21 protein-coding genes and 3 tRNA genes are annotated in these 24,026 nt (G+C 63.0%); 6 read left to right on the forward strand and 18 right to left on the reverse strand.

The features are described 5' to 3' along the window. Positions 1-79 precede the first annotated feature (79 nt). Both ACFUCV_RS00555 and ACFUCV_RS00560 read right to left on the reverse strand, forming a co-directional pair. On the reverse strand, positions 80-1,702 hold the full coding sequence (locus ACFUCV_RS00555) for a cation acetate symporter (RefSeq protein WP_380811448.1): 1,623 nt from the start codon (positions 1,700-1,702) through the stop codon (positions 80-82). Between the two features lie 33 nt (positions 1,703-1,735). Next, entirely contained in the window at positions 1,736-2,104 is a 369-nt protein-coding gene (locus ACFUCV_RS00560; protein ID WP_380811450.1) for a DUF485 domain-containing protein, read from the reverse strand. A 180-nt stretch (positions 2,105-2,284) separates the two neighbouring features. On the opposite strand from ACFUCV_RS00560, the gene ACFUCV_RS00565 reads away from it, so the two are divergent. The 4 genes from ACFUCV_RS00565 (at position 2,285) to ACFUCV_RS00580 (ending at position 6,198) form a co-directional block, all read left to right on the forward strand. Continuing rightward, the gene (locus ACFUCV_RS00565) at positions 2,285-3,520 is read left to right on the forward strand and encodes a histidine kinase (RefSeq protein WP_380810890.1); all 1,236 of its coding nucleotides are present in this window, start codon (positions 2,285-2,287) and stop codon (positions 3,518-3,520) included. A 64-nt stretch (positions 3,521-3,584) separates the two neighbouring features. Beyond that, positions 3,585-4,310 (forward strand): LytR/AlgR family response regulator transcription factor, encoded by a 726-nt coding sequence (locus ACFUCV_RS00570; RefSeq protein ID WP_380810892.1) that lies wholly within the window; start codon positions 3,585-3,587, stop codon positions 4,308-4,310. Next, positions 4,307-4,696, forward strand: coding sequence for a hypothetical protein (locus ACFUCV_RS00575; RefSeq protein WP_380810894.1), 390 nt, complete (start codon positions 4,307-4,309; stop codon positions 4,694-4,696). Before ACFUCV_RS00570 ends, ACFUCV_RS00575 begins: the two co-directional genes overlap by 4 nt. Further along, positions 4,693-6,198 carry a cation acetate symporter gene (locus ACFUCV_RS00580; RefSeq protein WP_380810896.1) on the forward strand — a complete coding sequence of 502 codons (1,506 nt, stop codon included), beginning with the start codon at positions 4,693-4,695 and terminating at the stop codon, positions 6,196-6,198. The genes ACFUCV_RS00575 and ACFUCV_RS00580 overlap by 4 nt, the downstream gene beginning before the upstream one ends. Before the next feature lie 27 nt (positions 6,199-6,225). On the opposite strand, the gene ACFUCV_RS00585 is transcribed toward ACFUCV_RS00580, so the two are convergent. The 6 genes from ACFUCV_RS00585 to rpsB form a co-directional block, all read right to left on the reverse strand. Beyond that, positions 6,226-6,825 carry a DivIVA domain-containing protein gene (locus ACFUCV_RS00585; RefSeq protein ID WP_380811452.1) on the reverse strand — a complete coding sequence of 200 codons (600 nt, stop codon included), beginning with the start codon at positions 6,823-6,825 and terminating at the stop codon, positions 6,226-6,228. 56 nt (positions 6,826-6,881) lie between these two features. After that, the gene (locus tag ACFUCV_RS00590; protein ID WP_380810898.1) at positions 6,882-8,312 is read right to left on the reverse strand and encodes a phosphatidate cytidylyltransferase; all 1,431 of its coding nucleotides are present in this window, start codon (positions 8,310-8,312) and stop codon (positions 6,882-6,884) included. Continuing rightward, the gene (gene frr / locus ACFUCV_RS00595) at positions 8,312-8,869 is read right to left on the reverse strand and encodes a ribosome recycling factor (RefSeq protein WP_380810900.1); all 558 of its coding nucleotides are present in this window, start codon (positions 8,867-8,869) and stop codon (positions 8,312-8,314) included. Before frr ends, ACFUCV_RS00590 begins: the two co-directional genes overlap by 1 nt. Positions 8,870-8,989: 120 nt before the next feature. Beyond that, complete coding sequence (pyrH, locus tag ACFUCV_RS00600) at positions 8,990-9,757, reverse strand: UMP kinase (protein WP_380810902.1); 768 nt, start codon at positions 9,755-9,757, stop codon at positions 8,990-8,992. A 233-nt stretch (positions 9,758-9,990) separates the two neighbouring features. Further along, entirely contained in the window at positions 9,991-10,818 is an 828-nt protein-coding gene (gene tsf / locus ACFUCV_RS00605; protein ID WP_380810904.1) for a translation elongation factor Ts, read from the reverse strand. 164 nt (positions 10,819-10,982) lie between these two features. Beyond that, the gene (gene rpsB, locus ACFUCV_RS00610; RefSeq protein ID WP_380810906.1) at positions 10,983-11,837 is read right to left on the reverse strand and encodes a 30S ribosomal protein S2; all 855 of its coding nucleotides are present in this window, start codon (positions 11,835-11,837) and stop codon (positions 10,983-10,985) included. A gap of 352 nt (positions 11,838-12,189) precedes the next feature. Here rpsB and ACFUCV_RS00615 point away from each other — a divergent pair, with 352 nt between their 5' ends. Beyond that, positions 12,190-12,714: a M23 family metallopeptidase gene (locus ACFUCV_RS00615; protein WP_380810908.1), complete on the forward strand. Its 525-nt coding sequence runs from the start codon at positions 12,190-12,192 to the stop codon at positions 12,712-12,714. A gap of 82 nt (positions 12,715-12,796) precedes the next feature. Here the strand turns inward: ACFUCV_RS00615 and ACFUCV_RS00620 are convergent, their stop codons facing one another. From ACFUCV_RS00620 to ACFUCV_RS00645, 6 genes are all read right to left on the reverse strand, one after another. Further along, positions 12,797-13,987, reverse strand: coding sequence for an acyl-CoA dehydrogenase family protein (locus ACFUCV_RS00620; protein ID WP_380810910.1), 1,191 nt, complete (start codon positions 13,985-13,987; stop codon positions 12,797-12,799). A gap of 164 nt (positions 13,988-14,151) precedes the next feature. Beyond that, positions 14,152-14,225: transfer RNA gene (locus tag ACFUCV_RS00625), tRNA-Ile, on the reverse strand. Between the two features lie 84 nt (positions 14,226-14,309). Continuing rightward, positions 14,310-15,536, reverse strand: coding sequence for a glycosyltransferase (locus ACFUCV_RS00630; RefSeq protein ID WP_380810912.1), 1,227 nt, complete (start codon positions 15,534-15,536; stop codon positions 14,310-14,312). A 27-nt stretch (positions 15,537-15,563) separates the two neighbouring features. After that, positions 15,564-16,460 (reverse strand): DMT family transporter, encoded by an 897-nt coding sequence (locus ACFUCV_RS00635; RefSeq protein ID WP_380810914.1) that lies wholly within the window; start codon positions 16,458-16,460, stop codon positions 15,564-15,566. Then, positions 16,457-17,062, reverse strand: coding sequence for a CDP-alcohol phosphatidyltransferase family protein (locus tag ACFUCV_RS00640; RefSeq protein ID WP_380810916.1), 606 nt, complete (start codon positions 17,060-17,062; stop codon positions 16,457-16,459). The genes ACFUCV_RS00635 and ACFUCV_RS00640 overlap by 4 nt, the downstream gene beginning before the upstream one ends. 34 nt (positions 17,063-17,096) lie before the next feature. Next, on the reverse strand, positions 17,097-17,951 hold the full coding sequence (locus tag ACFUCV_RS00645) for a phage holin family protein (protein WP_380810918.1): 855 nt from the start codon (positions 17,949-17,951) through the stop codon (positions 17,097-17,099). A gap of 231 nt (positions 17,952-18,182) precedes the next feature. Between ACFUCV_RS00645 and ACFUCV_RS00650 the strand changes: the two genes are divergently transcribed. Beyond that, positions 18,183-19,403 carry a multidrug effflux MFS transporter gene (locus tag ACFUCV_RS00650; RefSeq protein WP_380810920.1) on the forward strand — a complete coding sequence of 407 codons (1,221 nt, stop codon included), beginning with the start codon at positions 18,183-18,185 and terminating at the stop codon, positions 19,401-19,403. A 486-nt stretch (positions 19,404-19,889) separates the two neighbouring features. Here ACFUCV_RS00650 and ACFUCV_RS00655 read toward each other — a convergent pair whose 3' ends face one another. The 4 genes from ACFUCV_RS00655 to dnaG all read right to left on the reverse strand — a co-directional run bounded on the left by ACFUCV_RS00655 (position 19,890) and on the right by dnaG (position 24,019). Beyond that, positions 19,890-21,281, reverse strand: coding sequence for an MFS transporter (locus ACFUCV_RS00655; RefSeq protein ID WP_380810922.1), 1,392 nt, complete (start codon positions 21,279-21,281; stop codon positions 19,890-19,892). Between the two features lie 435 nt (positions 21,282-21,716). Then, positions 21,717-21,789, reverse strand: a tRNA-Asn gene (locus tag ACFUCV_RS00660). Between the two features lie 103 nt (positions 21,790-21,892). Beyond that, positions 21,893-21,968: transfer RNA gene (locus ACFUCV_RS00665), tRNA-Asn, on the reverse strand. A 62-nt stretch (positions 21,969-22,030) separates the two neighbouring features. Further along, positions 22,031-24,019 carry a DNA primase gene (gene dnaG, locus ACFUCV_RS00670; RefSeq protein ID WP_380810924.1) on the reverse strand — a complete coding sequence of 663 codons (1,989 nt, stop codon included), beginning with the start codon at positions 24,017-24,019 and terminating at the stop codon, positions 22,031-22,033. Positions 24,020-24,026: the final 7 nt, after the last annotated feature.

Raw genomic sequence — 24,026 nt, forward strand, 5'->3', positions numbered from 1 at the left:
GCGGGCGGGGCCATGTGCCTCACTGCGGCCCCCCGTGGACCGGCCGCCCCCAGCGACCTTGCCACGGGAAACCGCAGGACTAGTGGTTGGTGGCCTTTTCGGCACCAACGCCGGTCAGGGAACGAACTTCCATTTCCGCCTGGACGCGGGGGTTTTCCGAGTTCTTATCCAGCACCGTGCCCAACCAGCCCAGGAAGAAGGCCAGCGGGATGGAGACGATGCCCGGGTTCGCCAGCGGGAACCAGGAGAAGTCCACGTTCTTGATCATGGCCGTGGGGCCGCCGGAAACCACCGGGGAGAAGGCAATGAGCACGATCGCCGAGGCCAGGCCGCCGTACATGCTCCACAGCGCGCCCTGGGTGGTGAACTTCTTCCAGAACAGCGAGTAGATGATGGTGGGCAGGTTGGCCGAGGCTGCGATGGCGAAGGCCAGCGCCACCAGGAACGCAATGTTCTGTCCGTTGGCCAGGATGCCGCCGCCGATGGCGACCAGGCCGATCACGATGACAGTGCGTCGGGCCACCTTGACCTCCATTTCCGGCTTGGGCGCACCCTTGACGATCACGTTGGAGTAGATGTCGTGGGCGAAGGATGCTGCCGCGGTGATGGTCAGGCCGGCCACAACCGCAAGGATGGTGGCGAAGGCGACGGCGGAGATGAAGCCGAGCAGGATGGGCCCGCCCACCACGAATGCCAGCAGCGGGGCGGCGGCATTGACGCCGCCGGGGGCTGCCAGGATGGCTTCCTTGCCGATCAGCGCGCCGGCACCGTAACCCAGCACCAGGGTGAAGATGTAGAAGGCGCCAATGAGCCAAATGGCCCAGACCACCGACTTGCGGGCTTCCTTGGCCGTGGGGACGGTGTAGAAGCGCATGAGCACATGCGGCAGTGCCGCGGTGCCCAGCACCAGGGCCAGCGCCAGGGAAATGAAGTCCAGCGGAGCCTTGCTGTACTGTGCGCCCGGGTTCAGCAGCGCCTCGCCCACACCGCCTTCGTTGATGGAGGTCTGCACCGCCGCGTCCATGAGTGTGGAGAGGTTGAAGCCGTGCATGGCCAAGACAATGATGGTCATGATGGCTGCACCAATGATCAGCAGGAACGCCTTGATGATCTGCACCCAAGTGGTGCCCTTCATGCCGCCAATCAGTACGTACACGATCATGAGCACGCCGACGACGGCAATGACGATGTTCTGGCCGGCCTTGTTGCTGTTGTCCAGGCCAAGCAGCAGCGACACGAGGCCTCCGGCACCGGCCATCTGGGCCAGCAGGTAGAAGAAGCAGACCACCAAGGTGGTGGTGGCTGCGGCAATGCGTACCGGACGCTGCTTCAGGCGGAAGGAGAGGACGTCCGCCATGGTGAACTTGCCGGTGTTGCGCAGCAGTTCAGCCACGAGCAGCAGTGCCACCAGCCAGGCGACGAGGAAGCCAATGGAGTACAGGAAACCGTCGTAGCCATTGACGGCGATGGCGCCGGTGATGCCCAGGAAGGAGGCTGCCGAGAGGTAGTCGCCGGCAATGGCCGTGCCGTTCTGCCCGCCGGAGAAGGAGCGTCCGGCCGCGTAGTAGTCGGCGGCGGTTTTATTGTTGCGGCTGGCCCGGAACACCACAATCATGGTGATGGCAACGAAGCCGACGAAGATCAGGATGTTGATCCAGGAATTTTCCTTGGTCTGTTCACCAAGTGAGGTTTCCAGCGGCAAGGCAGTGGAGAGAACTGAGGACAGGCTCACGGATCAGACCTCTTCCTTGGTGATGGTGGCGTCCGTGATCCGCTTTTCCAGGCGTTCACGGATCACTGCCGCTTGGGGATCAAGCTTGCGGTTGGCGTAGGAGACATACCAGGTGGTGATGCCAAAAGTGGTGACGAACTGCAGCAGGCCCATGACCAGGCCAATATTGAGGCTGCCCCAGACCTTGATGGACATGAAGTCATGGGCATAGGCGGCCAGCAGCACGTACAGGAAGTACCAGAGCAGGAAGCCGATGGCTACGGGAAAAACAAAGTTTCGGTGCGACTTACGGAGTTTCTTGAACTCCGGCGAGGCCTGCTCGGTGACAAAGTCCACCGGACCTTCTTGACTGGCGTGGGCTGAACTACCCATCATTCCTCCTTCAGCTATGTGATCCCTTTCACTATGGAGTGTCGCAGCTCACCTTGGTGGCGCTTTGGGTTGTGCCGCGGTGAACGGCATTGATGCTGCGCCCAATGGCAGGCCGGGCACGAGCTGCGGGTGCTGCAGGTGTTTCCTGGCGCGCAGCGGGCAAAGGCTAGTCTGGACAGCATGCCCTCCCCCGTGCTCAGCGACTCCACGTTAATGCTTGTCACAGCCATTGCCGCCGTGCTGGCAGCCATTGCCATCATGGCCGCCGTGGGCTTCCGCCTCTCTCGCTCCCACCGGGAACTTGGCACGGACGCCGAGCACGCCACCTTTGCCGCCCTGCACTCGGCGGCCGCTGCCGGACAGCAGTTGCGTGAAGGCCTGGAACCGGCGGGGGCGCTGAAGGCCAGCCGCCAGCTCCGTGCCCTGTTAAACTGTGCGGCCTTTGCCATGACGGATGATTCCGCGCTGTTGGCCTGGGACGGCACGGGGGCCGCGGCCAGGCAGCCCAACGCGGACGCCGTCATGGGGATGGCCGCCAAGGCCCTGCGCACGGGGCGCACCCAGGTGGCGACCTTGGATGCGTCCCTGCGCGCGGCCCTGGGTCTGCCGTCCCAGGGCAGCGAGCTGAAGGCAGCCGTCATCTGTCCGCTGAAGGTGGAGTCGCGGGCCGTGGGAACAGTGATCATCTTGTCAAAGTCGCCGTCGGGCGGTCTGGTCCGCGCCACCAGCGAGGTCGCCGCCTGGGTTTCAGCCCAGCTGGAACTGGCCGAACTCGCCTCCTCCCGTTCCTTGCTGGCGGAGGCGGAGGTGCGTGCCCTGCGCGCCCAAATCAGCCCCCATTTCATTTACAACTCCCTGAACGCCATTGCCTCCTTCATCAACACCGACCCCGCGCGCGCCCGGGATCTGGTGGTGGAGTTTGCCGACTTCACCCGCTACTCCTTCCGCCGGCACGGGGATTTCACCACCCTGGCCGAGGAGCTGCGCTGCATTGACAGGTATCTTTTGTTGGAAAACGCCCGTTTTGGTGACAGGCTCCAGGTCAGCCTGCAAATTGCCCCGGAGGTCTTGAGCACGGTCATCCCGTTTTTGAGCCTGCAGCCGCTGGTGGAAAATGCGGTCAGGCACGGCTTGGAGGCCAAGGTGGGCGCGGGGCTGGTGCAGATCACCGCCAGGGATTTGGGTGCCTACGCGCAGGTCACCATTGAGGACGACGGCGTGGGCATGGATCCGCAGCAGCTGGAACTGGTGCTGGCCGGCAAGCACGACGGCGTCCACGTGGGTTTGCGCAATGTCGACGCCCGGCTGCGGCAGGTCTACGGCGACGACCACGGGCTCACAATCGACACCGGCGTGGGCCGTGGCATGCTGATCACCATGACCATTCCCAAAAACCAGCCCGGCCACAGCGCCTAGCGCCTGCCCGCCGTCTTCCACCGGCTTCGCCCCCGCCGGCGCCCCGGCGGATAGGCTTAGCCCCATGATTACTGTCCTTGTCGCCGACGACGAGCTGCCCGCCGTGGACGAATTGGCGTTCCTGCTGGGCAAAGACCCCCGGATTGGGAGAATTTTGCGTGCCACCAGCGGCCCGCAGGCGCTGGAGGTCCTGGCCGCAAACGACGTCGATGCGGCGTTCCTGGATATCCACATGCCGGGCATGTCCGGCCTTGAACTGGCCCGGATTGTGGGCCAAAAAGACAACGCCCCCGTCGTCGTCTTTGTCACGGCCGACGACGACAGGGCCTTGGAGGCGTTCGAGCTCGCCGCCGTCGACTACCTCCTGAAACCCCTGCGCACCGAGCGGCTCACCCGCACCGTGGACCGGGTGGTGGAACTGGTGGCCCACCCGGCGGCGGCTGAAGCGGCGGAGATGATCACTGTCGATCAAGGCGGGACCAGCAAACTGATCCGGCTCGACGAGGTCAAATTTGTCCAGGCCCAGGGCGATTACGCGCGGCTGCACACCGCAGAGGCCAGTTATTTGATCCGGGTTCCGCTGGCGGATCTGGAACAGCGTTGGGCCGCCTCGGGGTTCGTCCGCATCCACCGCTCCTATCTTGTGTGCCTGGGCTTTGTCACCACCATGAGACTCAGTGCCAGCAAACCCACGGTGTCGGTGGAAAAAGCCGTGCTGCCGGTCAGCCGCCGCCACGTCGCGGTGCTGCGGGACCATTTGCAGGCCACCCGGGTACGGCCCCTGCGATGAGCCTGCCCCCCACTGGGCCGCCGGCGGAAGGCCGCATGCGGGTGCGCGCGCCGCGGACCATCCCGCAGCTGGCGCATGAAACCACGGTCCTTGACGAAGTGGCCGAACAATCAGCTGTGGGTGAGGTGATGGTGCGCTCGCTGATCCGGTCCCAGCTGCGCCTGGCGGTGGTGGTGGCCGCGGGGTTCCTGGCGGCGCTGTTTCTGTGCTGGGCCCTCATGGCGTGGTTGCCCAGTTTTTCCCAGTGGCGGATCCTGGGCGTGCCGGCCCCGTGGCTGCTGCTGGGGGTGGGAATCCATCCCTTGATTGCCGTCTGCGCCTGGTTGTATGTGCGTGCAGCGGCGAAAAATGAGAACCGCTACCGGGATTTGGTGGCTGAGGAATGAACCCGGCCATTGGCTACGCGGCCCTGACGGTGGTTTCGCTGGCGACCATGGTCATTGGCGTGTACGGTCTGCGGATTTCACGCACCACCAGCGATTTCTATGTGGCTTCACGCACCGTCAAACCATGGTGGAACGCCTCGGCCATTGGCGGGGAGTACCTTTCCGGCGCCAGTTTCCTCGGCATTGCCGGGCTGGTGGTGATTTCCGGGCTTGATGCCCTCTGGTTTCCCATTGGCTACACGGCCGGATACCTCATGCTGCTTTTCTTTGTGGCCGCGCCGCTGCGCCGCTCGGGTGCCTACACGATCCCGGACTTCGCCGAGGCCCGGCTGGACTCCACCATGGCCCGGCACGTGACCAGCATCCTGGTGGTGCTGGTGGGCTGGTTTTACATTGTGCCGCAGCTCCACGGGGCAGCCCTGACCATTCAAATCACCACGGGGCTGCCTTCCTGGGTGGGTGCGGCAGCGGTGGTGCTGGTGGTGTGCCTGACGGTGGTCACCGGCGGCATGCGTTCCATCACCTTCGTGCAGGCCTTTCAGTACTGGCTCAAGCTCACCGCGCTGGCCGTGCCGGCAGTATTTCTTTTGCTGGTTGTTGCCGGCGGCACGGCCGATCCCCTGGCCGGCTCCGTCCCAGACGCGGACCTTTTTCCCGCCGCCGCCGAAGTCACCGGCAGTTCCATGTACGCCACCTTGTCCCTGATGATGGCCCTGCTGTTCGGCACCTTGGGCCTGCCGCACGTGCTGGTGCGTTTTTACACCAACCCCGACGGCGCCGCGGCCCGCCGCACCACCTTGATAGTTTTGGGGCTGCTGTCGGTGTTTTATCTCTTTCCCACCATTTACGGGGTGCTGGGGCGGGCCTTCCTGCCCGGGGTGGCCGCCAGCGGCCACCCGGACGCCACGGTGCTGTTGCTGCCCGGGGCCCTGGTGGGCGGGCTCGCCGGTGACATGCTCACCGCATTGGTGGTTGCCGGTGCCTTCGCGGCATTTCTATCCACCACCTCGGGGCTCGTTGTCTCTTTGGCCGGCGTCATCAGCCAGGATGTGCTTGGCGGCAGCGTGCGCGGCTTCCGCATTGCGGCGGTGCTGGCGGCAGTGGTGCCCTTCGGCTTTGCGCTGGTGACCGATTCCCTGGCCCTGGCTGGCAGCGTGGGCCTGGTGTTTGCCTTCACCGCCTCCACCATCTGCCCGCTGCTGCTGCTGGGCATCTGGTGGCGCGGACTGACCGATGCCGGTGCAGTGGCCGGCATGGTCACCGGGGGCGCCCTGTGCGGGAGCGCCATTTTGCTCGGCTCCCAGCTTCAGCCCGCGGGGCCGTGGCGGGAGCTGTTGGTGCAGCCTGCGGCGTGGACGGTCCCGGCGGCGTTTTTGGTCACGGTGGTGGTCTCCAAGGCCACCGCACACCGCCGCAGCCACTCCGTGGCGCGCTTCATGACCAAGCTGCACGTGCCGGAACGCCCCCTGGCCGTGGAGGATCCGCGCCACCACGGCGCATAGGAAGCCTTCGCTGCTGCCGGGAGGGGGTCAGCGCGAAGGCTGGGAATCAATGGCCGCCATGAGTTCGACCACGCGGTCCAGGAATGCATCAACCTGGCTTTCCTCATAACCGTCGGCACCCTTTTCCGGGGCAAAAACGGCCCGGCGGACCACGTCCACGCTGAGTTCGCCATTGTCTTCAATGTAGACCAGCAGTTCCCGGCACAGCACATCCACGTCCTTGACGTTGTAGCTGGGGGTGTTTTTCCCGGTGGGGCGGCGGAACCGCTCACCGTCCGGGCGGTGCAGGCGGGCACGCAGCACGGAGGCGGTCTTGCCGATCTTCATCATCCAGGCTTTTTCGCCCTGGGCGGCAATGAGCAGTTCCTTCTCGCGCAGCACGAATTCATCCTCGATCCGGTCCATGGCCGCATCCACCGCCTGCGCGCTGTAGCCGCCCCGGGCGGGGTCAAAAACAGCCGTGCGGACATCGGTGCTGGTGATGGCCGAGCCGTGCGTGTCGGCATTGAGGAAGTAGGCGCGGGCACGCTCAAGGAACACATCCACCTGCTTGATGTTGTAGCCAACTTCCTTGGGCCCAACCAACTTGAACTTGCTGCGGGGTGTCTCTTCCACTGTCACAGTGATTCCTTGAACTTGTGCTCGACGGGTTTGCATGCGGGACCAGGCCCTGACTTCGGGCCTTAGACGCGGCCCACTGCGGTAAAGATTGCGTATGCCACGGGCGCGGCGAACACCAGTGAATCGAGCCTGTCCATGATTCCGCCATGGCCGGGCAATAAATTGCTCATGTCCTTGATCCCCAGCTCGCGTTTGATCATGGACTCGGCAAAGTCACCGCCGGTTGCGGCGCAGACCAGGCCAACGGCCAGGACCAGACCCACCCACCATTGCTGCTCCAGCAGCAGCATGGTGGCCGGGATGGCCACCATGGTTGCGCCCGCCAGGGACCCGGCAAAGCCCTCCCACGATTTTTTGGGACTGATTTTCGGGGCCATGGCGTGCTTGCCAAACAAGACCCCCACCAGATAGCCGCAGGTGTCATTGGCCACCACCAGCAGCAGCATGATCATGACCTGCAGCACTCCGGCGCCCAGGTTGTCCACTTCCAGGGTCAGCCCGGTGGTGGCCCCATTGGACGAGCGCAGCATCAAGAACACAAAGCTGAGCAGAAACGGGATCCACATCAGGGAGAAGACGCCGGCAAAGATGCTTTTGAGCGCGCCGCGGCTGACGTCCATGGAGCGCCACAGCACGGTGGCGGCGGCACTGGCCACCAGGGCGAAGAGCAAACCCTCCGCCCCCGCAAAATAAGCCGACGCCGGCATGGCCAAGGTTCCCACCATGACGGGGGTCAGGGGCGCCTCAATGCCTTTGGACACCAGGGCGCGGTTGACCTCCCACACTCCGACGCAGGCGAAAACCGTGGCCACCACAAGGAAGGCCAGCGGGTAAAACAGCAGTGAGCCGACCACCGCAAGCAGCAGGGCCAAGCCCACGCCAATGGCGGCCGGCAGATCCCGCCCGGCCTTGGGGGTGCGCGTGACCTTGACCGCCGTTGCCTCGGCCGGCATGCCGGCAACCGGTGACAGCAGCTCGGGAACCAGCGGGACGCCGCCGGCGGTCATGGCCGACACGGGAGCGGGTTCGCCCGCGGCGGGCTCCTCCGGCGCTTCCGCCGCCGGCAGATCGTCGTCATCGGCCAGGGGCCGCTGCGCAGTCCGGGCGGATCCGGCGGCTGCGCCCTTCACTGCCGGAGTGCCTGCGGCGACGACGGCGGCGGGCACCGGATCCTGGGCGGACAAGCCGCTCCGGGCCGGCGCCACTGCGGGTGCCGGCGCCCCTTCCGCTGCCGGCGCCAGGGCTACTCCGGTCTGGTTTGTGGCGGGGGCAGGGGCCACTGCAGGGGCCGGCACCGCAGCAGGGGCAGGCTCCACTGCGGGGACAGCACTTTTGGGCACAATGATGGGGATCATGCCCGTCAGCTCGGCTTCGCGGCGTGCCTTCCGGGTGGGGAACTGGTACCCGGGCGGTGCCGGCATCAGTTGCGGCGCAGCATCGTGCTCAAGCTGTTCCCGGGCGGAACCGGCCGGCTTGTTTTGGGGGTCTGACATTAGACCTCGAGAAGCTCGACTTCCTTGCGTTTTAACAACTCGTCAATATTGTCGGTGTGGGACTTGGTCAGGGCATCCAATTCCTTTTCCGCGCGGCTGCCCTCATCTTCACCGGCGTCGCCGTCCTTGACCAGCTTGTCCAACTGCTCCTTGGCCTTGCGGCGCACATTGCGGACGGAAACCTTCGCTTCCTCGCCCTTGGTGCGAACCAGTTTCACGTATTCCTTGCGCCGTTCCTGGGTCAGCTCCGGCATGACGATGCGAATCACATTGCCGTCATTGGACGGGTTGGCACCGACCTCGGAGGAGCTCAGTGCCCGTTCAATCTCATGCATGGACGTCTTGTCAAAGGGGGTGATGAGCAGGGTGCGGGCTTCCGGCACGGCAAAGGCGGCCAGCTGCTGCAGCGGGGTGGGTGAGCCGTAGTAGTCCACCATCACCTTGTGGAACATGGCGGGGTTTGCACGGCCGGTGCGAACCGCGGAGAATTCCTCTTTGGCTACCTCAATGGCCTTGTCCATCTTTTCCTCGGCCTCGAGCAAAGTATCTTCGATCACGCGTCTCTCCCTGAAATTAATGACTGGCTACAGTGTCCACGGGCCGTGCCCGCGGCAATTCTGAACCCATCCTATCGTGAGCTGCACCCCGGCCGGGGCCAGCCACACGGCCACGGCCGCTTACGGCGTGACCATGGTCCCCAGTTCCTCGCCCAGGATGGCCCGGGCCACATTGCCCTCCCCTTCCATGCCAAAAACCAGCATGGAGACATTGTTGTCCCGGCACAGGGCAAATGCCGTCTGGTCCATGACCCTGATGTCGCGGGCCATGGCCTCGTCATAGCTCAAGTGATCAAACTTCACGGCTGCCGGATCCTTTTTCGGGTCGGCAGTGTAGACGCCGTCGACGCCGTTCTTGGCCATGAGCACCACGTCGGCGTGCACCTCCAGGGCCCGCTGGGCGGCCACCGTGTCAGTGGAAAAGTACGGCAGGCCGGCACCGGCGCCAAAAATGACCACACGGCTCTTTTCCATGTGCCGGATCGCGCGCCGGGGAATGTAGGCCTCGGCCACCTGGCCCATGGCAATGGCGCTCTGCACCCGCGTGTCCACGCCGGCCTGCTCCAAAAAGTCCTGCAGGGCCAGGCAGTTCATGACGGTTCCCAGCATGCCCATGTAGTCGGCCCGGGAGCGGTCCATGCCCGAGGCGGACAGCTCCGCGCCGCGGAAGAAGTTGCCGCCGCCGACCACAATGGCCACCTCGACCTGGTCGACAGTGCTGGCAATCTGCTTGGCAATGTTGCGGATGGTGTCCGGATCAACGCCGAGCTTGCCGGCGCCAAAGACCTCCCCGGAAAGCTTCAGCAGCACCCGCCGGCGTTTGCCGGTGCCCGCTGCTGCCAGGGGTGCGTCGCTGTTGGCCGTGTTCTGCGTGTTATTTGTGGTCATGATGCCTTCCGTGGGTGCGTGCTCCGGCGAACCGCGCCCGTGGTGAGGCGGGCGTGCTGATGCCATTGTGCTTTGGTGCTGCTGGGATCCGCTGGGGGATGCCGTGGGTGCCGCGTGTAAAATCCTATCCGACTGCGGGCGCAAAGAAGGGGCAGCCGCATTGGGCGGCCGCCCCTTCCTTTGGATCACAGCTGTTTCAGGCCATGCCTGCGCATGCCTTGTTGCCGTTGTGCCTATGCGCCCACGCGGAAGCGTGCGAAGGCCACGGGCTTGACGGCTGCTTCAGCCAGCACGGCGCCAACGCTCTTCTTGGCGTCCTTCGCGAAGGCCTGGTCCACCAGGACGATCTCCTTGAAGAAGCCGGTCAGGCGGCCTTCGACGATCTTGGTCATGGCCGCTTCCGGCTTGCCTTCGGCCTGCGCGGTTTCGGCGGCGATGCGGCGTTCGCTTTCAACGACGTCGGCAGCAACTTCGTCGCGGGTCAGGAACGTCGGGGACATGGCAGCAATGTGCACGGCCACGTCGTGGGCGACTTCCTGGTTCTCGCCGTCAACAGCGAACAAAACGCCAACCTGGGCCGGCAGGTCCTTGGAGGTCTTGTGCAGGTAGGCGTCAACCGTGGCGCCCTCAACGCGGGCCAGGCGGCGGATGGCCACCTTTTCGCCCAGCAGCGCACCGGCTTCAATGACAACCTCGGACATGGGCTTGCCGTCAACGTCAACGGCCAGCAGCGCCTCAACATCGCTGGCGCCGGAGGAGATGGCCGTGGCCAGAACCTTGTTGGCGAACTCGATGAAGGGGGCGGCCTTGGCTACGAAGTCGGTTTCGCAGTTGACTTCGACCATGACGCCGACGCCGTTTTCAACGGTCGCGGCAACGAGGCCCTCAGCGGTGGAACGGCCTTCACGCTTCGTGGCACCCTTGAGGCCCTTGATGCGGATCAGTTCCATCGCCTTGTCGGCGTCGCCATTTGCCTCGTCGAGAGCCTTCTTGACGTCCATCATGCCAGCGCCCGTGCGCTCGCGCAGAGCCTTGATATCAGCGGCGGTGTAGTTCGCCATGTGAACCCCTCAATGTAGATGTTTAGATATGCAAAATCAGTGACAGGCCAGTTCTGGCAGGACCGCTGTGCCTTGTGGGCGGTGCGATCCTGCCAGCGACTGCGTCCATGTTCGGCAGCGCAGCCGGTGAAAATTAACCGTGGTGCGCTGCTAGGAAGACTTTTTTACTTCTCGGTTGCAGCTTCGGCGGGAGCCTCAACGGCGGCTTCGGCGGGAGCCTCAACAACGGCTTCGGCCGGGGCAGCAGCTGCCTTGTCGCCTTCGAGGAGCTCGCGCTCCCACTCGGCCAAGGGCTCGGCCGGAGCTTCTTCATTGCCGCTGGCCTTGTTGTTGCGGGCCATGAGGCCCTCGGCGACTGCATCTGCAATCACGCGGGTCAGCAAGGCAACGGAGCGGATGGCGTCGTCGTTGCCCGGGATCGGGAAATCAACTTCGTCAGGGTTGCAGTTGGAGTCCAGGATGGCCACAACGGGGATGTTCAGCTTGTGTGCCTCGTCAATGGCGAGGTGTTCCTTCGGTGTGTCAACAACCCAGAGCAGGGACGGAGCCTTGGTCAGGTTGCGGATGCCGCCGAGGTTGTTCTGCAGCTTGGTGAGTTCACGCTTGAGGAGCAGGAGCTCCTTCTTGGTGTGGCCGGAGGAAGCAACATCGTCGAAGTTGATTTCTTCGAGTTCCTTCATGCGGGAGATGCGCTTGGAGACAGTCTGGAAGTTGGTGAGCATGCCACCGAGCCAGCGCTGGTTCACGTAGGGCTGGCCCACGCGGGTTGCCTGCTCGGCAATTGCTTCCTGCGCCTGCTTCTTGGTGCCGACGAAGAGCACGGTGCCGCCGTGTGCAACGGTGGCCTTGACGAACTCGTAGGCGCGGTCAATGAAGGACAGTGACTGCTGCAGGTCGATGATGTAGATGCCGTTGCGCTCGGTGAGGATGAATCGCTTCATCTTCGGGTTCCAACGACGGGTCTGGTGTCCAAAGTGGACGCCGCTGTCAAGCAGCTGGCGCATGGTTACGACGGGCATGCCGGCGCTCCTTCTAGTTAGTTTTACGGTTGTGTCAGCCTTGGTTCCGGCGCGGTTTCCCGTACTGGTTCCTATGCTCCTGGCACCCATCGTGCATTCCATCAACCACCGCAGGGTGGACCGCATGGGCACAATCCCTCAGCAGGATCCTTGGCGTTTTCGCCAAAGCCTCATCGGGGTGGGGTGCGCGTAGTCAGCGCACAAACAGCGCGCTGCTGCCACAATCTTACTACAGCGGGCCCTGTTCCCCTGACCACGGCCGCTCCCCCACAGCCCTGGCCCACCCGCCCCGTTCTCCCCAGCCCGGCCGGCACTGCGGCCACAGCGGCTTCAGGGACGCCAGGATGGGACCATGAGGATCCTTTCGGCGCCGCTGCAGCGATCTGTGGCCCTGGCAGTGGCCATGCTTTTGGCGTTTGTCCCGACGACGGCGGCACCGCTTCCGGCCAACCTCGCCTGGGCGTGGCCATTGGCCGGGGCGCCCACCGTGGTGCGTGGTTTTGACGCACCGGCCAAACCTTGGCTTTCCGGCCACCGCGGCGTTGACCTGCTGGCGGCCCAGGGTACGCCGGTGGTGGCACCGAGCGACGCCGTGGTGTCCTTTTCCGGCGTAGTGGTGGACCGGGCGGTGCTGACCCTGACCCTAAAGGATGGCCTGCGTTTGAGTTTTGAACCAGTGCAGAGTGGACTCCGGGCCGGTGACGCCGTGGTGCGTGGGCAGTTCCTCGGGGTGGTGCAGGGCCCCACCCACTGCCGGGATCCGGCCGCCACTGGCAGTTGTCTGCACTGGGGCGTGCGGCGGGATGGGATGTATCTGGACCCCCTGCAGTTCATCCTGGACCTGCGCCCTTCGGTGCTCCTACCGCTCCGTGGCTGACGGACCGCAGGCTGACGGGCGGCAGGAGGCGGAACCGCAGCGGCCTGACCGCAGGCCGGTGCAGGCCGGTGCAGGCCGGGGTCTAGACGATGGCTGAAATGCCCGTGATGGCCCGTCCCGTGACCAAGGTGTTGATCTCGTAGGTGCCCTCATAGGAGTAGATGGCTTCGGCGTCGGCGAAGATTTTGGCCATTTCAAAGTCGGTGACAATGCCGTTGCCGCCGAGCAGGCTGCGGCCCATGGCCACGGTTTCCCGCATCCTTGCAGTGGTGAAGGCCTTGGCCAGCGCGGATTGTTCGTCCTTGGCCACGCCCAAATCCTCCAGCTGCGAAAGTCTGGCCATCATGCCCATGGAAGCAACAGTGTTGCCGAGCATCTTGACCAACTGGTCCTGCACCATTTGGAAGGAGGCGATGGGGCGGCCAAATTGCTGGCGCTCCACGGCGTACCGGCGCGCCACGTCGAAGGCCGCCATTTGTTGACCCACGGCCTGCCATGCCACGGCAAGGCGCGTGACCTTCAGGACCTTGTTGGTGTCGCGGAAGCTGTTGGCGCCGGCCAATTTATGGTCATGGGAGACCACTACGTTCTCAAGGGTGATGTCTGCGTTTTGAACCGTGCGCAGGGCGGTCTTGTTTTCAATTTTCCTGGCGCTGTAGCCGGGCAGCTTGGTGTCCACCAAAAAGCCCTTGACTTGATTGTCAGCGGTGTCCCTGGCGTAGATGACCACCCAGTCGGAGAATGTGGCGTTGCCGATCCAGCGCTTGGCCCCGTTGAGGGTCCACTGGTCACCCGTGCGCACGGCAGTGGTGCGGGTGCCGCCGGCCACGTCCGATCCCCCCAGGGGTTCGGTCAGGCCAAAGGCCCCGATCTTTTTCATGGCATAAATATCCGGCAGCCATGCCGCCTTTTGCTCCTCGGATGCCAAGGCCTCAATGGATCCTGTGAAAAGGCCGTCGTGGACCCCCATGAAGGTGGCGATGGAGGAATCGGCGCGGGTGAATTCGGCGTGTGCCAGGCCGGCGAAAAGGCTTGAATGGCCTTGGCGGTGCACCGGGCTCATCATGTCCATGGCCGCGAGCTTGGGAATGATCTCCATGGGGAATTCGCCCCGGTTCCAGCAGTCCACGGCAATGGGCCTGACTTCGCGGGCAAGAAAACCGCGCAGTTCGTGCAGGCGGCTGCGCTCGGCATCGGAGAGCATTTGCTCAAATCCGTAAAAGTCGCCGTCGGGGTAGGGAAGATTGTCGGGATCTACAGCAACCTTGGACACGGTGATTCCTTTGCTTGAATTCTTTGTTCAACAGTGAACATGTGCGGCGCAACACTTTGTTACTCACCAGTAACGTACCGTATTCACTGTGTTGCAGGCAACAGAACCGCGGGGGCAAAAAGAAAGCCGCAGTCCAGCAAATTGCTGAACTGCGGCTGTGTACGTAGGGCCACTCGGACTTGAACCGAGGACCTTAGGATTATGAGTCCCGCGCTCTAACCAGCTGAGCTATGGCCCCGTACCGTATGCCTTGGCGGCTGCGCCCCGCTGGGAGGGAGCGCAGTGTCCAAAAAGCACTTTTACCATCCTAAGGGGTCAAGGCCTAAACTGCATGATCCTCGTAGCTGCCGCCACGATAAATGCTTTCAAAGGTGTCCAGTGTCTTCGCCAAACCGTGGCGTGCCACCATGTCGTGGCTGGCCGCGCCCATGGCCAGGCGTTCAGCCTCTTCTGCGGTCATGATGCGAAGGATCTTTTCGGCCAGGTCGTCGCTGTCATTGGGGGTGAAAAGGTAGCCGTTGACGCCGTCGTCCACCAGATGCGGCAGGGCCATGGCGTTGGCCAGCACCACGGGGGTGGAGGCGCTCATGGCTTCCAAGGTCACCAGTGACTGCAGCTCGGCGGTTCCGGGCATGACAAAAAGATCAGCCTTCAAATAGATCCCGCGCAGTTCCGCGTCGCTGATCAGCCCGGTGAATTCCACCCGTTCGGCCAGCCCCAGCCTGGCGGCCTGCGCCTTCAGTGCGGCTTTGACCTCGCCGCCGCCCACCACCACGAGGTGCAGATTCAGCTCCACAGGCGTCTTGGCCAAGGCGTCTATGAGCACGTCAATGTGCTTCTCCTCCGCCAGCCGGCCCACGAAGGCAATGGTGGGATAGGGGTTGCGCGGCGCGGTTTCCCCCTCGTTCAGTTCATAGTTGCCCACCTCGATCCCATTGGAAAGCGGCAGCACCTTGCGCAGGAAGGCATGCTCGTGCATGGCCTTGGCCGCCAGCGGCGTCGGTGTGGTGACCACGTCGGCCCGGCTCATGACCTTGCCCATGTCACGCCAGGAAACCCGGCCCACAATGTTTTTAAACCACTGCGGGAACGGCAGGAAGGGGTTGAGGTTTTCGGGCATGAAGTGGTTGGTCGCCACGATGCGGATGCCGCGCCGCGCCGCCTCGTACACCACGTGTTCGCCAATCATGTAGTGGCTTTGCACGTGCACCACGTCGGGGTTGATGACGTCAAAGAGCGCCGCAATGTCCTTCTTGATTTCCCAGGGCAGTGAAATGCGGAAGTACTCGTGGGTGGGCACCGCCCGCGAACGCAGCCGGTGCACGGTGGCCTCGGGGCGCTGCTCGGTGAACATGGGGCCGCTGCCGGCCCGGCAGGCCATCACATGGACCTGGTGGCCGCGCCCCGTCATGCCCGTGGCCAGCCGCAGACAAAACTGGGCCGCTCCATTGATGTGCGGCGGGTAGGTGTCGGCGGCAATCAAGACGGTGAGCGGCTTTTGGCCACTCGCGCTTGAGGAAGGACTCACGGAATCAGCTCCTGGGTACATGGCTGGCCTGGGGGCCACTGTTGATGCTTAGGCTGCATTCTTTTTTGCAGCGCGCCGCCGCTTCACAACATCAGGGTGGTGCCTTGACAGCGCAATCACCCCAACGATAGCAAGGAACGCGGCCCCGGCCATGGCAATTGCCACCACGGGCGGCACGTCGTCGCGCAGTTCACTCAAAATGGCAATACCGATGGCGATGCCCACTATGGGATCAATCACCGTCAAACCGGCAATGACCAAATCAGGTGGCCCGCTGGCATAGGCGCTCTGGACAAACCAACTGCCCAGACCGCCCGCCGCAGCAATGGCCAGCACTGAATACCACTGCACATTGAGCAGATACAGGCCGTTCGGGTCAAAAATTTGTTTGGAAATGATCCTGGTCAACACCGCCACGAAGCCAAAGAGCACCCCGGAGCCAACAATGTAGAAAAAGGATTTGAGGCGGCGCCTGAACAGCACCAGGATGCCGCTGAAGAAAATCACCACCACAGTCAGCAGCAGCACCACCGTCAGCTCCTGCTCCAGCGTCACATGGGTGCTTTCCCGCACCACGTTCACCGCCATGAGGACAAACAAGGCACTGCCGGCAACACAGGCGGTGATGGAAACCACTGTGGCGCGGTTCATCCTGATGCCTTGATCACGGGAATTGACCACCGTGGTGATGACCAGGGCAATGGCGCCAATGGGTTGCACCACAGTCAACGTGCCCAGGGTCAAAGCCACCACATTCAAAACTGTCCCAAGGCCCAGCAGCAACAGCCCCACCACCCAGCGGGTATTGCTGAACAGGCGCAGGAACCCGGCACCGCCCAAGGCCAGGCCACCGGTGTTGTTGCTGACGGCGCTGCCCTGGCGCTGGGCGCCAAAGGCCAGAAAGAAGGCCCCCGCGATGGCGCACGCGACGGCCAGCCACATCATGCGCCGCCCCGTGCCCCACCGGTCAGGTGAACGGCGCGGTGCTTGGCCAGCAGGGTCACCAGGTATTGGCAAAAGGCAATGACATGCATGACCATGCCTGCGGCCAGAAAAATCCACGCCAGCCAAAAGGTGAAACCGGAGTTCAGGGCCTCGGCCAACAGCAGCATGGGAGTGCCCACCATCAGGGCCGCCGTCCGGGTTTTGCCCAGCATGGTCACCTTGAGGCCAGCGTCGCCGTGGAACAGAAACAAGGTCAGTGCCAGCAGCACGACGTCGAGAACCACCAGCAACAGCAGCAGCCACAAGGGCAGGAATCCGACCAGCACCATGGTGATCACCACTGCGACGAGTGCCACCCGGTCAGCCAACGGATCCATGATGCGTCCGAGGTGGGAGCTTTGCTTGAGCTTGCGGGCCACGAAGCCGTCAATCCAGTCCGTGCACCCCATCATGGCCAAAACGAACACACCCCAGCCATATTCATCACGGGCCAAAACCAGCCAGACAAAGAGCGGTGTGCCCAGAAACCTAAAGACAGTGATGGCGTTGGGGATGGTGAAAACAGCGTTCGAGTAGTCAGTCCGGCCGTCGTGGTCAGTCATCGGCGCTACTTTCCCCCTTTGTGGTGCCGCAAAATTACTTCTGCAACAACTTTCGCAGCAAAACCACCACTGTCGCCGTCGACACGGCAAAAACCGTGGCCGGCTTCCAGCGGTCCTTCACCGTTTCGGTGAAGTCGCTGGCGGCGTCTGCCGCTGCCTGGCCCACGGTATGCCGGGCCTTGTCCTTCGCTGCATCCACCGCGTGGGTGGCCAGCTTCTTCACGTCGGCCTCGATGAGAATTTCTTCACGGAGGTTGAGCAGGTGGTCGCGGCGGGCGGCGGTGCGCTTGACCAGCTCCTCTTCGGTGGGCTTGGGACCCTGCTCGGCTTCCTTGGCTGCGCGCTCGGCGTTGGCCTTCATCTTCTCCTGCGTTTGCTGGACCTTGCGGGCCTTCTTCTCCTCCCGGCTCAATTCCTGCTTCTCCAAGGTTGCGGGGTCAAAGGCCCGGCCTTCCTTGATGATGCCCAGATCATGGCGGACGCCCCGTTTGGCCTGCGGCGGAAGCAAGGGGAGCAGTTTCTGGAATTTCTTGTACGCAATCAGGGCGCTGATGGCCAGCACCAGCAACAGTGCCCCGCAAACCACCAAGGCCGAGAGCCACAGCGGCATCACGGTGGCGAGACCGGCAATGGCCGCCACCACCAGTGCCACCACCAGCAGCGCGGCAAACACCAGGGCCACGGCGGCAAATATGACCACCCCGCCGACCCGGTCCTTTTTATGTTCAAGTTCCAGTTTTGCCAGCGAGATTTCATCATTGAGCTGACGTGGCAGCAGACGGGCGGCGGTCTTGGCCGTTTCCAGCAAGGCACTTGCTCCGGCACCATGATCCTCTGCCACCACAAGCTGCACGTCGTTCTGCTTTTCCGTCACTGTGACCGCCTCCATTGCGAAAGTTCATGCAGCGTACGCAAAAGCGCATGAATTCCTAATCTTTGTGGTGCCCTGGACCAGCGGCACAACCATCATCACAAAATTACCATTCATCGTGCCGGCAGTGGGCTCAGCCCTGCCGTTGTTGCCGGCGGAATAGTAAAGGACCGGCCGGTGTTGCCGCAGCCGTGGGGTGTAGCAACACTCCACTTTTGCATGCGCTCTACATCTTTGAGGATTCTTTAGTTGACCACCACGTCCCACCCCGGCGATGCCTTGTCGCGCCGGCAAAAATTTGTTTATGTCTTAGTGCTGGGGCTGTTGACTGCCCTGGGCCCGTTCACCATTGATTTGTACCTGCCGGCTTTTCCCATCATTGCCCAGCAGCTGGACGTCAGTGCCGCCGCCGTGCAGTTGACGCTCACTGCCACCACCTTGGGCTTTGCCGCCGGGCAGTTGGTGGTGGGGCCATTGAGCGATAAGTTTGGCCGCAAGCTGCCCTTGATTATTGCCACAGCCGTGCATGTGGGGGCATCGCTGGGCGCGGCGCTGTCCACCGACATCACCATGCTGGGAGTGTTCCGGGTGCTGCAGGGCATTGGCGCCGCAGGCGGAAGCGTGGTGGCCATGGCCATGGTCAGGGACCTCTTTGGCGGCTACCGGCTGGTGAAGATGCTCTCCTACATGGCATTGATCAGCGGCATGGCCCCCATTCTGGCCCCCGTCATTGGTTCCCAGCTCCTGGCAGTGGTGGACTGGTCGGGGATTTTTTGGTTCCTGGCCGGCTATGGGGTGCTGGTGGTGGTGGCCTCGGCCGTCTTCCTCATTGAAACCCGCCCGCCGGCGTCGCGCCTGGACGACGGGGTCAGCACCCTGGACCGCTACCGGGCGGTGTTCAGGGACAGGATCTTTGTTGGCACGCTGCTGGTGGCTGGTTTCAATTTTGCCGCCCTCTTCACCTACTTGTCGGCCTCAACGTTCCTGTTCCAAGGGACCTTTGCCTTCAGCGCCCAGGAGTATGGCTTCCTGTTCGCCGTCAACTCCCTGGGCGTGGTGGTTGGTGTGCAGTCGGCCTCACGGATCATGCGCCGCACCGGTCCGCAATGGGTCATTGCTGGAGCCACGGTGGTGCAGGTGCTTATGGCCGGTGCCATGGTCCTGTGTGATCAATTGGGTGCGGGCCTGTGGGGCATCATCATTCCCCTGTGGTTTTTCATTTGCGCCACGGGTTTCATGTTCCCATCCGTGCAGGTCATGGGCTTGACCCGCCACGGCAAGCAGGCAGGCACTGCCGCCTCCCTCCTCGGCGCGGCCAACTTTGGTTTTGCCGGCCTGATGAGCCCCGTGGTGGGCCTCATTGGTGTGGCCACCGCAACACCGATGGCAGTGGTCATGGGCGCCTCCAGCCTGCTGGGCATGGCGGCGCTGTGGTTCATTGTCCGGCCCCGCACGGTTCCCAGCATCTAAAGGATTTGCTTCGCACCCGTCACTGCATGCCCGGGGCAAGCAAGAGCAGTGGTCTTCGCCGCGGCGGAGGCCACTGCTCTTTTCCTTGGTGCCGACCGGTGGCCGACGGCGGTGCCGGCCTGGACTGCGTCGCTTCCGGCCCCGGCCATGGTGGCTCCGCCGCCATGGCCGAGGGGGCCGTCTGGGCTTGGGCGCCTGCAGCGTTGGGTGTTCAGCGCAGCCGATTCACGGCGGTCGGTTCCATAATTGACCTTCAGAACCAGGGCGCAAAGACGCACTCCGCTTCGAGCCTTGACACGGAATCCGGCCGTACCTGCCCGGCAGCTGCGGCCCATGGGAGCAAACATTGTTTGGCGGTACCCAAAACCACCCGCGCTCCCAGGTGCCGTCGTCGACCTCCAAAACAAGATAAAAACGGCCCCCTTGCAATTCATGCAGGCACGCACGGGGGGCCGTTGGTTCCGGGTCCGCAGCCCGGAACAGGATTTAAATCGAGGCTTCCGAGCGTTGCCGGTGGTCCTCAATCGCCGCTTTCTCGTCCTTGTTGATGAGTGCAAAGAAAACGATGGTGATGCCCACGAAGCCAATCATCATTATGAACGCTACGTCCCAGCCAAAGTTTTCGACCACGAGACCAATGCCCGACGAGGCGAGGGTCGCGCCCAGAACGTAGCCAAAGAGGCCGGTGAACCCAGCCGCGGTGCCTGCGACACGGCGCGGCGCAAGGTCGAGGGCCTGCAAGCCAATCAACATGACGGGCCCATAAATGAGTCCGCCGATGAATGTTACAGCGACAAGTGAAACCCACAATGGGGCGGACTGTGGCGTCAGCCAGTACACGGCGACGGCAATGCCGACGGCGGCCATGAATACGATCCCGGTGATCGAGCGGTTGCCCCGGAATATTTTGTCCGAAGCCCAACCGCAAAGCAGCGTTCCACCAATCCCGGCAAGTTCGAACAGCGAGAACCCTGCGATGCCGCCCGTGAGGGAAGCACCCCGCACGGTGGATAGGTAAATCGGTGTCCACGTCAGCACGCCGTAGCGAAGGGCATAGACAAAGACGTTCGCGAGGGCCAAAAGCACCATTGTCCGGTTGCCCAGCACGTGCTTGCGCACGACCGACCACATGCTGAGTTTGGATTCGGCCTCTTCATCCACCTCAACCTTGGCAGGATCATTCCGGAAGGTCTCGATGGGGGGAAGGCCCTGTGACTCGGGAGTGTCCCGAATGAGCACAAAGGCCACAACTGCCACGACGATCGCCACCAAGGCTGGCAGCCAAAACGCCACCTTCCAATCGTTGCCGGTGAGCGATAGACCCAGTGCGGCCAGCGCGCCGACCGCGAAACCACCGACGTTGTGTGCGACATTCCAGATGGAGGTCTTGATGCCGCGCTCGTTCGTGGAAAACCAATGCACCAGAACACGCCCGGAGGGCGGCCAGCCCATGCCTTGGAACCAGCCGTTAATGAACATCACGACCGCGAACAGGGCCAGCGATGCCGAAACTGCCGGAACGAACGCGATGACAAGATTGGCGATCGCGGAGAGAAGCAGTCCAATGGGCAGGAAGTACCGGGCATTGGAACGGTCCGACACCGTCGCGGAGAGGAATTTCGAGAAACCGTATGCGATCAATGCGGCATTGGCGATAATGCCGACACCCACTTTATCCAGGCGTCCATCATCGATGAGCAAGGCGCCTACGAGGGGGATGTTGTTGCGGATGAGGTAGAAGCCTGCGTAACCGATAAAGATGCCAAGGAACACTTGCAGGCGCAAACGCGGGTAGGCGCGTTTGATCTCAGGACCGGTTCGAAGCGGCGCAGGTGGCGGCGCGGCAAGCCACCGGCGGGTTGTGGACGATTGAGACATTTGAGCTCCAAGGTCTAATGCACGCTCCCTGCGTGCTGCTGAAGGTTCGCGAGGGCAAGTCGGGCAGGGATACGCCGTTTGTGTGCACCGCAGGCCGGTTCAGGCGGCCTGCGGTTACGGCGCCTCCCGCCGCTTGGAGAAACACCCATTGGGCGAACCATGATGTGTATCACAACACCATTCCCTTTTTAGTTCCGGTGTTCAAAGAATTGCACAAACGTGCAGGAACCGCCCGCAGGGCTTACGGCTTTGCTGCTTCAATGCCAACTCGGCCAGCTTTCGCCGGCTTGCCCTCAACTCGATCCTGCTCACCGGTGCGGCCAGTGCCAATGCCAAGGCGTCCCGTGGGACATGGTGGGTTAGCTGCGCGACTGAAGGTTTCCGGGACGCGAAAAAACCCCGCACTCAGTACGAGTGCGGGGATTTTGGCAGATGCTCCCCCACCTGGACTTGAACCAGGAACCTTTCGATTAACAGTCGAACGCTCTGCCAATTGAGCTATAGGGGAATGAAGCAAAATAATTCTAGCAGAATTTACGGCCCAGGAATTTACTTCAACACGGGCATAAATTGTCTCCGGCCCAATGACGGGCCGGAGACAAATTCAGCTTTGGCTCCCCCACCTGGACTTGAACCAGGAACCTTTCGATTAACAGTCGAACGCTCTGCCAATTGAGCTATAGGGGATCGTGCAGGAACAACAATAACAAAGGCTTGCCCGGTTGTGAAATCGGTGGATCCTGGGAGAATCAGCCGTCTCCGCGCAACTGCCGGCGGGCTGTTTCCAGCTCCATTAGTTCGCGTTGGAGCAACTGATAATTTTCCGGGTCCACGGCCGGATCCATGCGCTGCAGGGCACCCAGACGCTCCTGCTTGAGCCGGGTGATCTGCAGCTCAAACAACCGCCGCAAAATGTCACGGCAGTACCGTGCCAGCGTGTCCTCCCGCGTGGCCGGCAGCGGACTGAGCGCCAGCTCAGCCACCAGCTGCTCCAATTCCGGGGGAACAGCGGCACGGACGGCTTCAAGCCATTGCACGGAGCTCTGCTGCGCCTGTCCCGCGGCCACGATCCCACCCTGCACGGCCCGGTAGGCGGCATTGACGAACTCGGTTGCGGCAAAATGCTGCCAGTTCCCGGCGCTCAAATAGCCGGGGTGCTGCAAAACCACCTCCAGCGCCTCCCGTTCCATCCGCCCCTGCGGATCGCGCGGATCCGGACGGGCAAAGCCGCTAGGCATTCCAGCCGCAATGTCCCCCTGCGTCGAATCCGCCCTCTCCTGCGCAGCGCCGTGCCCGGCTCCTGGCTGGCCGTTGGGGCCTGCCCCTGTGGCTGCACGGGCGCCGGCGCCAGCCATGGCCTCAGCCGGACGCTGCCGCCCCCGTGTCTCATGCTGGGGGGTGTTGTGGGCCTTGCGGTCGGCGTTTTTCACCGCCCGCAGCACCTCATTGGGATCAGCCAGACCCAGCCAGCCGGCCAGCTCCTGGCTGTAGCCCATGCGGGTGGAGCCGTCACGGATGGCTGCCACCACCGGAGCGGATTCCCGCAGGCCGCTGACACGTCCCTCCACCGTGCTGAGGTCAAACTTGGCCAGGGTGGAACGGATGGCAAATTCAAACAACGGCCTGCGGGAGCGGATCAGGGCGTGCACCGCCTCATCGCCCTTGCGCTGGCGAAGCTCGCAGGGGTCGGCGCCGGAGGGCTCCACGGCCACATAGGTCTGGGCCGTAAAGCGCTGGTCCTCATCAAAGGCCTTCAGTGCAGCCTTTTGCCCGGCCGCGTCGCCGTCGAAGGTGAACACCACTTCCCCGCCGCTGCCGTCGTCGGACAACAGGCGCCTTGCCACTTTAATGTGGTCTGCGCCGAAGGCTGTGCCGCAGGTTGCCACTGCCGTGTCCACCCCGGCCAAGTGGCACGCCATGACGTCGGTGTAGCCCTCCACCACCACCAGCTGGCGTTTGGAGGCAATGCTCCGCTTGGCCAGATCAATCCCGTACAGCACCTGCGATTTCTTGTACAGGGTGGTTTCCGGGGTGTTGAGGTATTTCGGGCCCTGGTCGTCATCGAAGAGTTTTCGGGCGCCAAAACCCACCGTGTCCCCGGCAATGTCGCGGATGGGCCACATGAGCCGCCCCCGGAAACGGTCATAAATGCCCCGGCTGCCCTCGGAGAACATGCCTGTCAGCTTCAATTCCTCGTGGTTGAAGCCCCTGCCGCCGAGGTGTTTAAGCAGCGCATCCCAGCCTTTGGGGGCAAAGCCCACGCCAAAGTGCTCGGCGGCCGCCCGGTCAAAGCCGCGCTCGGCCAGGAACTGCCTGCCTGCCGCCGCGCCGGGATCGAGCAGCTGGGCGCGGAAAAACTCGCCGGCAATTTTATGCGCATCCAGCAAACGCTGGCGGCGGCCAATATCCTCCCGGCGCGGTCCGGTGCCGCCATCTTCATACCGCAATTCATAACCGATTTTGGCGGCAAGTTTTTCCACGGCCTCGGAAAAGGTGATGTGATCCATTTTTTGAATAAAGGAAATGACATCACCACTTTCCTGGCAGCCAAAACAATGGAAATATCCCATTTGCGGGCGCACATGAAAAGAGGGACTGCGTTCATCATGGAAAGGGCATAAACCCTTCCACGAACCAATGCCGGCCGATTTCAACGTCACGTACGCGTCGACCATTTCCTTGAGGTCGGTGCGTGTGCGCACCTCGTCAATGTCTTCACGTCTAATCAGTCCAGCCACCTTGCCA

The organism is Specibacter sp. NPDC057265 (assembly GCF_042668835.1).
Lineage (GTDB): Bacteria > Actinomycetota > Actinomycetes > Actinomycetales > Micrococcaceae > Specibacter.